This window comes from Paraburkholderia phytofirmans PsJN, from assembly GCF_000020125.1.
In the GTDB taxonomy this organism is placed as follows: domain Bacteria; phylum Pseudomonadota; class Gammaproteobacteria; order Burkholderiales; family Burkholderiaceae; genus Paraburkholderia; species Paraburkholderia phytofirmans.
Window position 1 is genome coordinate 3,372,640 of record NC_010681.1, and the last position, 12,122, is coordinate 3,384,761.

The following is a 12,122-nucleotide window of genomic DNA, read 5'->3' on the forward strand; positions in this document are numbered from 1 at the left end:
TGTGCTCCCGGCAAGCGGCCGCCGTTGCTTTTATTGGGATTTGAGCCCGCAATTCTACCGCAGCGTCGTCATTCCCTTTAATAATCAATTACGATCTTTTCATAACCTGAAAGCATTAGAGGCTCGCTCCGTGTGGGGCACTCGCGCGCGCACGGTCGCTGCGACTATGATCGGCGGAACAAAAACGGGAGAGGCGCGCAGGCATGGACACATTTCAAAGCAGCAACGTACGGTCCGTCGCGGGCAACAGCGGCGGCAACACCGCCGGCGAACCGCAGCGCGGCTCGGTGACGACCGCCGACGGCGTCGACCTACCGCTATACCGCTGGCCGGCGACCCCGCCAATGCGGGCCACCGTCGCACTGCTGCACGGCCTCGCCGAGCACGCCGGCCGCTACGCGGCATTGGCTGCGCGGCTGAACGCGGCCGGCATCGAACTGGTGGCGATCGATCTGCGCGGCCACGGCTACGCACCCGGCAAGCGGTCCTACGTGAAACGCTTCGACGACTATCTGCTCGACGCGCAAGCCTTGCTCGACGCCGCCGCGCAAAGTTGCGCCCCGCTCTTCCTGATGGGCCACAGCATGGGCGGCGCCGTTGCCGCGCTGTACGCGATCGAGCGCCTCGACGCGAGCGGCCGGCGTCTGAACGGCCTGATCCTGTCGAGCCCGGCGCTCGCACCCGGCCGCGACGTGCCGCGCTGGATGCTCAAGCTGAGCCAGGTGATCAGCCGTCTCTACCCAAGCTTCCCGGCGATGAAAATCGACGCCGCCTTGCTCTCGCGCCTTCAGCCCGTGGTGAACGCCAATCGCAACGATCCGCTTGTGCATCACGGCGCGATTCCCGCGCGCACCGGCGCGGAACTGCTGCTGGCAATGGCGCGCATCGAACGCGGCCGCGCGGGTTTGCGTGTCCCGCTACTGGTTTATCACGGCACCGCCGACAAGCTCACCGAACCCGAAGGCAGCCGCGAATTCGGCCAGCACGCGGGCTCGCCGGACAAAACGCTGACGTTGCACGAAGGCAGCTATCACGAGACGATGAACGACCTCGACCGCGATCGCGTGATCGGGGCGTTGATCGACTGGATTGAAAGACGGCTGGTGATCCGATAGAGCCTGAGTCACGCGCGGCTAGCCCGCGTCGCGTTTCCAGTCAGGCGGTCGTTTGTCGATGAAAGCCTGCACACCTTCGAGCGCTGACTCATCCATCATGTTGCAGGCCATGGTCTGACCGGCGAGTTGGTAAGCCGCCTCGATACCCATCTCCAACTGACGATAGAAGAGGCCTTTGCCGGCGCTCACAGCTTCGACGGGTTTCGCGCAGATACTGGTGGCGAGCCGCGTGATTTCCGCGTCGAGCGCGTCCGCTGAGACAACGCGGTTGACCAGACCTTGCTGCTTCGCTGCGGCGGCATCGATGAAATCGCCGGTGAGCAGCATTTCAAGCGCCGCCTTGCGCGACAGGTTGCGCGACAGCGGCACGGAAGGCGTCGCGCAGAAGAGCCCAAGGTTCACGCCCGACACTGCAAACCGCGCCGTGTCGGCGGCGACCGCCAGATCGCACATCGCGACGAGCTGACAGCCGGCCGCCGTGGCAATGCCTTGCACCCGCGCGATCACCGGTTGCGGCAAACGCTGGATCGTCATCATGAGTTTCGTGCAGCGGGCGAACAGCGCCTGGTAGTAAGCGAGCGACGGCGCCGCGCGCATTTCCTTCAGATCGTGCCCCGCGCAGAATGCTCGGCCCGCGCCAGCGATCACGACTACGCGAGCATTCGACCGCCCGATTTCGCTTAATGCGGTGTGTAGCTCGTCGAGCAAAGCTTCTGAGAGCGCGTTGAAGGCATCGGGCCGGTTCATCGTCACACGCACGACGCCCGGCACGCCGTACGCGCCGTGTTCGATCTCGACCAGTGAAGCGTTGCTCGCATCGGCATTCATGGCTCGGTCCTAATGCGTTTTGAGTGGATGGCGCCGCGCGACTCGGCGACTCGGCGACTTAGCGACTCGGTGGCTCAGATCCCAGCCAGCGAGCGCACATGCGCGACTACGCTACGCCCGAGCGCGGACAGGTTGTAGCCGCCTTCGAGACAGCTGACGATCCGTCCGTGCGCATAACGCTTGGCGATCTCGCGCATCTGATCGGTGATCCAGGCGTAATCGTCTTCGACAAGGCCCATATTGCCAAGGTCGTCCTCGCGATGCGCGTCGAAGCCCGCCGAGATGAACAGCATCTCCGGCTTGAACTCATGCAGGCGCGGCAACCACAGCATGTCCACCGCTTCGCGCACCGCCATGCCTTTCGAGCGCGCCGGCATCGGCACGTTGCACATGTTGGGCGCCTGATTGTCGGCGCCGGTGAACGGGTAAAACGGATGCTGGAAGATGCTGCACATCAGCACGCGCGAGTCGCCCGAGAAAGCCGCTTCGGTGCCGTTGCCGTGATGCACGTCGAAATCGATGATGGCGACGCGCGCGAGTCCATGCACTTCGAGCGCATGACGCGCGGCGATCGCGACATTATTGAAGAAGCAGAAGCCCATGGCGCGCGCCGGCTCCGCGTGGTGGCCGGGCGGCCGCACGCTGCAGAAGGCGTTGTCGTAACGGCCTTCGATCACCGCATCGGTCGCGGCGACCGCAGCGCCGGCCGCACGCAACGCGGCTTGCAACGTGCGCGGGCACATCGTCGTATCGGGATCGATTTCGGCGACGCCTTCGACGGGCGAGCGGCTGCGGATATAGTCGACGTGAGCTTGCGTATGCACGCGCAGCAGCGCGGCATCGTCGGCGAGCGGCGGCGACTCGCGCTCGATCAAGGAGTCGATGCGGCTCGCGATCAACTGATCTTCGATTGCCTGCAGACGCGCGGGGCATTCTGGATGCCATTGCCCCATATCGTGCAGCAGACAGTCGGCGTGGGAATAGAAGCCTGTTGCCATGATTCTCTTTCTGCGGCGTCGCGCCTTCGAGGCGCGCGCGGCATGTCTCCATCCAGGGGTGCGCGCCCTCGGCGCGCCAACATTCATCAAGTTACCACACGACGCGGCTGTGACGCGTCAGGCACAGTTTTGCGGAAGGCGTCGGGTATACTGCCCCGATCGGTTTTCCCCGTCTTTCACTTGTCTCCTGCGCCACGCGCCTTTAGCTCACTATGACCGTCAAGCTTGCTCTGTCTGCACGAAACCGGCTACGCACCAGAACCATGGCCGCCGCACTGTCCGTCGCATCGTGCATGTTCATGGCAACCAGTCCGGCGAGCGCGCAAAGCGCCGCCAAAAAGCCGCCGGTGCTGCTCGCGCAAAGCCAGCCGCAACCCGCGGTGCCGCAAGGGCAAACGTTTGAAGAAGAGATCATCCCGCAGCGCTACGCGAACAATGCCGACGTCAACGCGTTCATCAACGACATGGTCGCGCGCTACGACTTCGACGAATCCACGCTGCACTCGCTCTTTGCCGGCGTGAGTTATTCGGCCACCGCGGTCAAGCTCGTGACACCATCGCCGTCGCCGTCGGTGAAGAACTGGCGCGTGTATCAGTCGCGCTTTCTCGACCAGGTGCGCATCAATGCCGGCGTGCGCTTCTGGCGCGCGAACCAGGCCACGCTGCAACGCGCCTATGAAGAGTTCGGCGTGCCGCCGGAAGTGATCGTCGGCATCATCGGCGTCGAGACGATCTATGGGCGCTTCATGGGCAACTTCCGCGTGCTCGATGCGCTGACCACGCTCAGCTTCGATTATCCGAGCACCGCCAATCGCGCGGATCGCCAGGCGACCTTCCGCAAAAACCTTGAAGACTACCTGGTGTGGACGCGCGATTCGCAGATCGATCCGACCACGGTGCTCGGGTCGTACACCGGCGCGATCGGCATTCCGCAGTTCCTGCCGAGCAGCATCGTGCAATACGCGGTGAGCTACGATGGCAACAAGCGGATCGACTTGCGCACGAGCCAGGCGGATGCGATCGGCAGCGTGGCGAATTATCTGCGTCAGAACGGCTGGGAAAACGGCCGGCCGGTGGTGTGGAAGATCGGCTCGGACGCCGGCAGCCTGGGTGTCGCGCAAGCCGCCGCCGACGGCCAGCCGGAGCCGCACTGGCCGCTCGATCAATTGCTGCGCGCCGGCTTGCTGCTGAACGAACCGGGTGTGGATGTGGCGTCGGAGGCCGGCACGCCGGTGACGGTAGTGGACCTGCCCTCGCCGGGACGCGGCACCGAGTTCATGCTGGGCTTGAAGAATTTCTATGTGCTGACGCGCTACAACCGCAGTTTCTTTTATGCGCTGGCGGTGTATCAGTTAGGTCAGCGGGTCAAGGCGCAAATGGAAGCCGGCGACACAACCAACGCCGTCAACAACGCGGCGCCGCCGGTTGCGGCCTCGCAATAGGCTGCCGTGCGGGCACCGGGTGCGCCTCACAAGTCGACGAGATGAAAAAAGCGCCGGTCTTGAACCGGCGCTTTTCATTGGAGAGCGAGACTTTAAGCTACGCGCTCAAGCGGGAAACACACCCGTCGACAGATAGCGGTCGCCGCGATCGCAGACGATGAACACGATCGTCGCATTCTCGACCTGCCGTGCGATGCGCAGCGCCACTTCGCACGCGCCGCCCGACGAGATGCCCGCAAAAATCCCTTCCACCGACGCCATGCGGCGCGCCATCGCTTCCGCGGCCGCCTGACTCACGTTCTCCACGCGGTCCACGCGGCTGCGGTCGAAAATCTTCGGCAGATAAGCTTCCGGCCATTTGCGGATGCCCGGAATGCGTGAACCTTCTTCAGGTTGCGCACCGATGATCTCGATAGCCTGATTCTGTTCTTTCAGATAACTGGACACGCCCATGATCGTGCCGGTCGTACCCATCGACGACACGAAGTGGGTGATGCGCCCTTCCGTGTCGCGCCAGATTTCCGGGCCCGTGCCTTCGACGTGGGCGGCCGGATTGTCCGGGTTGGCAAACTGGTCGAGGATGATGCCCTTGCCTTCGCGCTGCATCTGCTCGGCCAGATCGCGTGCGTACTCCATGCCGCCCGTGACCGGCGTGAGCACGATCTGCGCGCCATACGCGGCCATGCTCTGACGGCGTTCCACCGACAGGTCTTCCGGCATGATCAACACCATCTTGTAGCCACGGATCGCGGCCGCCATGGCGAGCGCGATGCCCGTGTTGCCGCTGGTCGATTCGATCAGCGTGTCGCCCGGCTTGATGCGTCCGCGCGCTTCCGCTTTCTTGATCATCGACAACGCCGGGCGATCCTTCACCGAGCCCGCCGGGTTGTTGCCCTCGAGCTTGGCAAGAATCACGTTATTGCGGCTGCGGATCTCGTCGTCGGGAAGCCGGACGAGTTGTACGAGCGGCGTGTTGCCGATCGTGTCTTCAATCGTTTTATAAGCCATATCGGTTCTGGTGCTGTCGATGCGCGGAGTCTTCGATCCATCGATTCTAAACCACCGTGCCCGCGGCTGCCGTGCGGCCCTTCTGCCCGCATGGATGCAGGCGCCCGTGTGCGGGCGCCTGCAACGCAAAAAGCCCGCGGCTGAGTACCGCGGGAGCCAGTCATTTGCATGACAGCTGAAGGAGCGTTATTGCCAACTCCGACCATGAAGGGAAAACGATGCGGACCGACCCGCGCGCGGCTCATAAGGCCGCGCGCGCCCGGTCCGTGTCAGGCTATTTCTTCACTGCCACCGTGGCACCGTTTTTTGGCGTGGCGGCCGGAACGGCCGCGCCTTTGGTCTGTGCAGACGCCGCAGCCTGCGGGTTAGCAGCCGCGCCAGCCGGACCGACAGCGAGACCCTCCGCTTGCAGGCGCTCGACGGTATGCCCGCCCATGCCCTTGACGCGCTTGCCGAGGTCGGCCGGGTCCTTGAACGGACCATGCGCTGAACGCTCTTCGAGAATGGCTTTCGCTTTGGCAGGACCGATGCCCTTGATGCCGCGCAGCGCGTCCTCATTAGCCGTGTTGACGTCGACCGCCGCATAAGCGTGGCCAAAAGCGGCGAGCATGGCCGCGGTAACCAGAATTTTTCGAAACATATGGAATCTCCCTCGTACAACCGGTTGGCGACCATCACCAACCGGGAGATTCCAGTTTAAAGAGGGATCCGAATTATTTACACCTGGCCGAATAGCCAACGCACGTAACGGTCGACACCTTCCTGCACGCTCAGGAACGGCGCGTCGTAGCCGGCCGCGCGCAGCTTCGACTGATCCGCCTGCGTGAAGCACTGGTACTTGCCGCGCAACGCGTCGGGGAACGGAATGTATTCGATCAGCCCGCGCTGCACCTGATCCGCGAGCGAGAGCGCCGGTTCGTTGTTCAGCGAGCGCAGCGTGTTGACCACCGTGCTGGCGATGTCGTTGAACGGTTGCGCGCGGCCGCTGCCCAGATTGAAAATGCCCGATTTGTCCGGATTGTCGAAGAAGAAGAGGTTGACCTTGACCACGTCTTCCACCGAGACGAAATCGCGCGTCTGCTCGCCCGCGGCGTAGCCGTTGTATTCGCCGAACAGCTTGACTTTGCCCTCGGCGCGGAACTGGTTGAAGTTGTGAAACGCCACCGACGCCATGCGCGCCTTATGCGTTTCGCGCGGCCCGTAGACGTTGAAGTAACGAAAGCCTGCAATCTGGCTCTTCGCCGTAGGCAGCACGCGGCGGATCACCTGATCGAACAGGAACTTCGAGTAGCCGTACACGTTCAGCGGCTGCTCGACTTCGCGCTCTTCGACGAAGCGGCTCGACCCGCCGTACGTCGCCGCCGAGGACGCGTAAAGGAACTGGATGTTCTGCGCGAGGCAGACGTCGAGCACGTCGCGGCTGTAGCGGAAGTTGTTGTCCATCATGTAGCGGCCGTCGGTTTCCATCGTGTCCGAACAGGCGCCTTCGTGGAAAATCGCGCGTACCTTGCCGAAGTCGCCGCGCCTGAAGCGCTCGACGAACTCGGTCTTGTCGAGGTAGTCGTCGATCTCGCAGTCCACGAGGTTCTTGAACTTGTCCGCGCGCGTGAGATTGTCCACGGCGATGATGCGTTGTTCACCGCGCTCGTTGAGCGCCTTCACGAGATTGCTGCCGATAAAACCGGCCGCGCCGGTGACGATGAGGGTCATGATTGATGATCCTGCGGTAGTGAGCTTGGCATTGGATCGGAGTCAGCGCGTGGCGCCCGCTCCGATCGACAGGTTCAGTCGACGCCGCGCGGATCCCTTTTGCACGCCGTTCATGGAAGCACAGCGAGGGACCCGGCGGGCCGCGTCAGTGAAAAAGTTCGTCGTAGTCGACAGTGGCGGTGCCGAGTTTGCCGACCACGATGCCGGCCGCGCGATTCGCGAGCCCGACCGCCTCGACCAGCGTGAGACCCGCGCCGAGCATGGCGGCGAGCGTGGCGATCACGGTGTCGCCCGCACCCGAGACATCATACACTTCGCGCGCAACCGCCGACGCGTGCAGGATGCCGTCGTCCGAGAAGAGCGTCATGCCCTCTTCCGAACGCGTCAGCAGCAGCGCCTTGAACTGCAGATCGGTGCGCAGCTTCGTCACGCGCGCGATCAGATCTTCTTCGGATTTCCACTGGCCGACCACTTCCCGCAACTCGGCGCGGTTCGGCGTGATCAGCGTCGCGCCGCGATAGCGTTCCCAGTCGTCGCCCTTCGGATCGACCAGCACCGGCTTGCCCGCTGCGTGCGCTTTCGCGATCATCTGCGTAACGTGGGTCAGGCCGCCCTTCGCGTAGTCGGACATGAGAATCACGTCGTGCGACGGCAGCAGCTCGTCGAACCGCGCGAGGCCCGCGAGCAGCACTTCGTGCGCCGGCGAGTTTTCGAAGTCGACGCGCAACAACTGTTGCTGCCGCGACAGCACACGCAACTTGATCGTGGTGAGCAGCGCCGGATCGCGTTCGAGATGCGGCTTCACGCCGCTTTCGTCGAGCAGTTGCACGATGCGCTCGCCCGGTTCGTCATGGCCGACCACGCACAGCAAGCCGGCCTGCGCGCCGAGCGCGACCGCGTTGCGCGCAACGTTCGCCGCGCCGCCGAGACGATCTTCCTGACGCTGCACGTGCACGACCGGCACGGGCGCTTCCGGCGAAATGCGGTTCACGTCCCCAAACCAGTAGCGATCGAGCATCACGTCGCCCACCACCAGCACGCGCGCGGCGGCAAGCTGTTCCCGCGGCACTACCGTGAGTTGTGGCGCGGGCGTGGTCGGCGCGGCGCCGGGCGCGGTCTCAGGCAACGGCCGGAAGTTCAGAGGGTTGGGCATAAGGGCGTCCAATCGAGTGGTAGTCGATGCCGAGCTCGGTCATCGCGTCCGGTTCATACAGGTTGCGGCCGTCGAAAATCAGCGGCGACTTCAGCACCGATTTCAGATGAACGAAATCCGGGCTCTTGAATTCTTTCCATTCGGTCACGATCACGAGGGCGTCGGCACCCGTGAGCGTTTCGTCCTGCGTGGTCGTGAAGGTCAGACGCGCGAACTGGTCCGGTGCGTCGTGCAGGTCCATGGCGAACACGCGGCGCGCTTCGGTCACCGCGACCGGATCGTACGCGCGCACCTGGGCGCCGCGCGCCAGCAGTTCCGCGATCAGACGACGGCTCGGCGCCTCGCGCATGTCATCGGTATTCGGCTTGAACGCGAGGCCCCATACGGCGAACGTGCGGCCGCTCAGATCATCGCCAAGCTTGTCGGTGATCTTGTGCACCAGCACGTCTTTCTGCTTGTGATTCACTTCCTCGACCGCTTCGAGGATGCGCAGATTGTGGCCGCTCTCGCTGGCCGTGCGGATCAGCGCCTGCACGTCTTTCGGGAAGCACGAGCCGCCGTAGCCGCAACCGGCGTACAGGAAGTGATAGCCGATCCGCGGATCCGAGCCGATCCCTCGGCGCACCGCTTCGATATCCGCGCCGACGCGGTCCGCCAGATTCGACATCTCGTTCATGAACGAGATGCGCGTGGCAAGCATGGCATTGGCGGCATATTTCGTGAATTCGGCCGAGCGCACGTCCATGTACAGCGTGCGTTCGTGATTGCGATTGAACGGCGCGTACAGACGCTTCATCAATTCGCGCGCGCGCATGCCGGGTTCATCTTCGTCGATGCCGATCACGATGCGGTCGGGGCGCATGAAGTCGTCGACTGCCGCGCCTTCCTTCAGGAACTCGGGGTTGGACACCACCGAGAAGCGATGCTGCGCGCTGGCGGCGAGCCCGCGTTTAGCCAATTCTTCCTCGACTACCGTGCGTACGCGCTGCGCGGTGCCGACCGGCACCGTTGACTTGTCGACGATCACCTTGAAGCCGTTCATCGTGCGGCCGATGTTGCGGGCCGCTTCCAGCACGTATTGCAGATCGGCCGAGCCGTCTTCGTCCGGCGGCGTGCCGACGGCGATGAACTGCACGTCGCCATGCGCAACGCTGGCTTCGACATCCGTGGAAAACGTGATGCGGCGCGCTGCGCGCGTGCGCGCGATCATTTCCTGCAGGCCCGGCTCGTGAATGGGCACGCCGCCGTTGTTGAGGATTTCGATCTTGCGCGGGTCGACGTCGAGACAGAAAACGTCGTGACCGATCTCGGCGAGACACGCGCCAGTGACGAGACCCACATAGCCCGTGCCGATAATGGTGATTTTCATACGCTTTCCGGTAGAGGGTTCCGGTGAGGATTCCCGGCGGTGAAGCCGGTCATGAACATCTTGCGATAGGCGTGCGCACGTGGGCACTTGCCCTGCTGCGCCCGGTGACGGCCAAGCCGCACGGCCGGAGCCGGTTTGGCCGCCCGAGCATCAGTTCGATGCGGTAATTGGCTCGATGCGGCGCGGCGCATAGGTTTCCCAACCGCTGCAACCCGGGCACTGCCAGTAGAAAAGCCGCGCCCTGAAACCGCAATTCTGGCACGTATACCGTGGCAGATTTTTGGTGCGCTGGCGGATCAGCGTGCGCATCAGTTCGAGTTCGCTGCGCCGCGGTTCTTCCGCGACGGCTTCCTGCGCTTCGAGCAGCCGCGTCATGCCCGCCAGATTCGGCGACTTCTGCATTTGCGAACGCGCCAGCGCGTGGGCGGCGTCAGGTCCGCGCAACGAGGCGACGTGCTGATAGGCAACATCGAGCAGGTCGTTGGTCGGATAGCGGTCCACCCACGTGGTGAGCAGATCAGCGCCATCTTGCGGGCGTCCGAGCGCCTCGTAGGCCTTCATCAACTTTTCCGCGACCAGCGGCAGATAGGCCGGATTCTGCTCCTCCACCCGGCGCCATTGGGCGATGGCCGCTTCCTGCGCGCCGCCGGCCGCGTCGACGTCGCCGAACAGGATCGTGGCGCGTACGTTGGTCGGGTTCGCCTTCAGCGCGAAGCCGAGCTGGCGGCGGGCTTCGTCCGGCTTCTTCTGTTGTAGCGCTTCCTGGGCGAGTTCGCAGTGGAACTGCGCGATTTCCTTGTCCAGCGACTCGGCGCCCATCGTTTCCAGATGGCGGGCCGTATCGATCGACTTGACCCAGTCCTTCTCGATCTCGTAGATGGTGAGCAGCGCGCGCTGCGCGCCCAACGCGTAGTCGCCGGTTTCGAGCGAGCGGAACGTTTCTTCCGCGCGATCGAGCAGACCCGCCTTCAGGAAGTCTTGCCCCAGCTCGTAGAGTGCGTGATCGCGCTCGCTGACCGGCAGATCGGCACGGCTCAACAGGTTCTGATGCACGCGAATCGCGCGGTCCGTTTCGCCGCGGCGACGGAACAGATTGCCCAGCGCGAAGTGCAACTCGACCGTTTCCGGATCGAGCTTGACCACTTCGATGAACGCGTCGATTGCCTGGTCGGGTTGCTCGTTAAGCAGGAAGTTCAGGCCGCGAAAATACGAACGCGGCAGGTTGGCGCTTTCGGACAGCAGCGTCTTGAGGTCGTAGCGCGCGGCCATCCAGCCGAACGCGAACGCGACGGGTATGACGAGCAGCCACCAGAAGTCTAGATCCATGCGATTAATGCAAATATGCGGGAAAGCGAAAACGGAAAGCCGCGCTCAAGCGCGCGGCGGAAGGCATTCAGATTAACGGCGGCATGGGCGGTTGTTCGACCACGACCGGGGTTTCGCGCGCCACCCGCAACTCGCGCTTGAGCCGGCCATTTTCCATGCGCAAGCGCAGCATGGCCGGCATCGACGACACCAGCCCGGCCAGCAACCCCACCACGAAGAACGCGAGGCCGATCAGGATCAACGGCGCCGACCATGCGTAGCCCGCGAGGAAATTCAGCGTAGCAGGTTGTGTATTGGCGAGCGCCAGCACCAGCAGCAGCACGAACACCAGCACACGGATCAGCCAGACGATAAATTTCATGAATAGGTCTCTTGACGGCAGTTGCGGGGGTGACGCCGGCTTGATGACGCGTCGCGCCACGGTGTTGCCCGCGCCGAAGTGACCCGTATTGTAATTGAAGCCCTCGCGGCTGGGCAGGAAGTGGGGGATTCGGGGGGTTATGCGAGGTTGGCTTGTTTTGGGCGGGAGGGTGTGGGCGGTGCGGCGATGGGTTAGCGTTCGGCGGCTTTGTTTGTGGGTTGTGCTGGCGGACAGCGTTGATTCTGCTGCGGATCGCCGTGGCGGCGTACTGCGGCCGTTCTTGCCTGCGTGAGCGTGCTCGCAGGTCACGCCCGCTGGCCACGCGTCGAATTCGGGGCAAAACGCCGCGGCGCAAACGCCAAACATATAGGCGAAAAAAAAGCGCCCGAAGGCGCTTTTTCTGGTCTTTTGCCGACTGGCTTTGGCCGCTGACACTACCAATGCCACGCTGCAAACAGCACAGCGAAGCATTTACAGGTCGTCATCCGGCTCTTCGGCCTTCAACGGCTCACCCGCGCGACGATCTACCCGTTCGCGCAATTCCTTGCCAGGCTTGAAGTGCGGTACGTATTTCTCAGGTACCAGCACCTTCTCGCCCGACTTGGGATTGCGCCCCACGCGGGAGGGACGGCGGTTAAGGCCGAAGCTGCCGAAGCCGCGAATTTCAATGCGATGGCCGTTGGCAAGTGCCTCCGACATCGCATCAAGCATCGTCTTCACCGCGAAATCCGCATCTTTAAGGACAAGTTGCGGAAATCGCGCAGCCAGCTGGGCGACCAATTCCGATTTGGTCATACTGCAGCAGACCTCTC

12 protein-coding genes are annotated in these 12,122 nt (G+C 63.5%); 2 read left to right on the forward strand and 10 right to left on the reverse strand.

What is annotated here, in order from left to right:
- Nucleotides 1-203 precede the first annotated feature (203 nt).
- Complete coding sequence (locus BPHYT_RS14825; RefSeq protein ID WP_012433962.1) at nt 204-1,115, forward strand: alpha/beta hydrolase; 912 nt, start codon at nt 204-206, stop codon at nt 1,113-1,115.
- Between the two features lie 18 nt (nt 1,116-1,133).
- Here BPHYT_RS14825 and BPHYT_RS14830 read toward each other — a convergent pair whose 3' ends face one another.
- Together BPHYT_RS14830 and BPHYT_RS14835 are read right to left on the reverse strand one after the other, a co-directional pair.
- Nucleotides 1,134-1,943, reverse strand: coding sequence for an enoyl-CoA hydratase (locus BPHYT_RS14830; RefSeq protein WP_012433963.1), 810 nt, complete (start codon nt 1,941-1,943; stop codon nt 1,134-1,136).
- A gap of 74 nt (nt 1,944-2,017) precedes the next feature.
- A complete protein-coding gene (locus tag BPHYT_RS14835; RefSeq protein WP_012433964.1) occupies nt 2,018-2,941 on the reverse strand; it encodes a histone deacetylase family protein in 924 nt (307 codons plus the stop codon).
- A 293-nt stretch (nt 2,942-3,234) separates the two neighbouring features.
- Between BPHYT_RS14835 and mltB the strand changes: the two genes are divergently transcribed.
- Nucleotides 3,235-4,383, forward strand: coding sequence for a lytic murein transglycosylase B (gene mltB / locus BPHYT_RS14840; RefSeq protein ID WP_041759022.1), 1,149 nt, complete (start codon nt 3,235-3,237; stop codon nt 4,381-4,383).
- 105 nt (nt 4,384-4,488) lie between these two features.
- On the opposite strand, the gene cysM is transcribed toward mltB, so the two are convergent.
- The 8 genes from cysM to BPHYT_RS14880 all read right to left on the reverse strand — a co-directional run bounded on the left by cysM (nt 4,489) and on the right by BPHYT_RS14880 (nt 12,105).
- On the reverse strand, nt 4,489-5,391 hold the full coding sequence (cysM, locus tag BPHYT_RS14845) for a cysteine synthase CysM (RefSeq protein ID WP_012433966.1): 903 nt from the start codon (nt 5,389-5,391) through the stop codon (nt 4,489-4,491).
- A 274-nt stretch (nt 5,392-5,665) separates the two neighbouring features.
- Entirely contained in the window at nt 5,666-6,031 is a 366-nt protein-coding gene (locus BPHYT_RS14850; RefSeq protein ID WP_012433967.1) for a ComEA family DNA-binding protein, read from the reverse strand.
- A 77-nt stretch (nt 6,032-6,108) separates the two neighbouring features.
- Nucleotides 6,109-7,101, reverse strand: coding sequence for an ADP-glyceromanno-heptose 6-epimerase (rfaD, locus tag BPHYT_RS14855; RefSeq protein WP_012433968.1), 993 nt, complete (start codon nt 7,099-7,101; stop codon nt 6,109-6,111).
- A gap of 145 nt (nt 7,102-7,246) precedes the next feature.
- Nucleotides 7,247-8,254, reverse strand: a complete 1,008-nt coding sequence (gene rfaE1 / locus BPHYT_RS14860) for a D-glycero-beta-D-manno-heptose-7-phosphate kinase (RefSeq protein ID WP_049869059.1) — start codon at nt 8,252-8,254, stop codon at nt 7,247-7,249.
- A complete protein-coding gene (locus BPHYT_RS14865) occupies nt 8,220-9,623 on the reverse strand; it encodes a UDP-glucose dehydrogenase family protein (RefSeq protein WP_012433970.1) in 1,404 nt (467 codons plus the stop codon). Before BPHYT_RS14865 ends, rfaE1 begins: the two co-directional genes overlap by 35 nt.
- A gap of 150 nt (nt 9,624-9,773) precedes the next feature.
- The gene (gene lapB / locus BPHYT_RS14870; RefSeq protein ID WP_012433971.1) at nt 9,774-10,949 is read right to left on the reverse strand and encodes a lipopolysaccharide assembly protein LapB; all 1,176 of its coding nucleotides are present in this window, start codon (nt 10,947-10,949) and stop codon (nt 9,774-9,776) included.
- 67 nt (nt 10,950-11,016) lie between these two features.
- Entirely contained in the window at nt 11,017-11,310 is a 294-nt protein-coding gene (locus BPHYT_RS14875; protein WP_012433972.1) for a LapA family protein, read from the reverse strand.
- A gap of 471 nt (nt 11,311-11,781) precedes the next feature.
- Entirely contained in the window at nt 11,782-12,105 is a 324-nt protein-coding gene (locus BPHYT_RS14880; RefSeq protein WP_012433973.1) for an integration host factor subunit beta, read from the reverse strand.
- Nucleotides 12,106-12,122 lie beyond the last annotated feature (17 nt).

What these genes read in the sequence shown, in the direction of transcription:
- BPHYT_RS14825 (WP_012433962.1), top strand. Translation starts at nt 204, where the DNA reads ATGGACACATTTCAAAGCAGCAACGTACGGTCCGTCGCGGGCAACAGC.
- BPHYT_RS14830 (WP_012433963.1), bottom strand. Translation starts at nt 1,943, where the DNA reads ATGAATGCCGATGCGAGCAACGCTTCACTGGTCGAGATCGAACACGGC.
- BPHYT_RS14835 (WP_012433964.1), bottom strand. Translation starts at nt 2,941, where the DNA reads ATGGCAACAGGCTTCTATTCCCACGCCGACTGTCTGCTGCACGATATG.
- mltB (WP_041759022.1), top strand. Translation starts at nt 3,235, where the DNA reads ATGTTCATGGCAACCAGTCCGGCGAGCGCGCAAAGCGCCGCCAAAAAG.
- cysM (WP_012433966.1), bottom strand. Translation starts at nt 5,391, where the DNA reads ATGGCTTATAAAACGATTGAAGACACGATCGGCAACACGCCGCTCGTA.
- BPHYT_RS14850 (WP_012433967.1), bottom strand. Translation starts at nt 6,031, where the DNA reads ATGTTTCGAAAAATTCTGGTTACCGCGGCCATGCTCGCCGCTTTTGGC.
- rfaD (WP_012433968.1), bottom strand. Translation starts at nt 7,101, where the DNA reads ATGACCCTCATCGTCACCGGCGCGGCCGGTTTTATCGGCAGCAATCTC.
- rfaE1 (WP_049869059.1), bottom strand. Translation starts at nt 8,254, where the DNA reads ATGCCCAACCCTCTGAACTTCCGGCCGTTGCCTGAGACCGCGCCCGGC.
- BPHYT_RS14865 (WP_012433970.1), bottom strand. Translation starts at nt 9,623, where the DNA reads ATGAAAATCACCATTATCGGCACGGGCTATGTGGGTCTCGTCACTGGC.
- lapB (WP_012433971.1), bottom strand. Translation starts at nt 10,949, where the DNA reads ATGGATCTAGACTTCTGGTGGCTGCTCGTCATACCCGTCGCGTTCGCG.
- BPHYT_RS14875 (WP_012433972.1), bottom strand. Translation starts at nt 11,310, where the DNA reads ATGAAATTTATCGTCTGGCTGATCCGTGTGCTGGTGTTCGTGCTGCTG.
- BPHYT_RS14880 (WP_012433973.1), bottom strand. Translation starts at nt 12,105, where the DNA reads ATGACCAAATCGGAATTGGTCGCCCAGCTGGCTGCGCGATTTCCGCAA.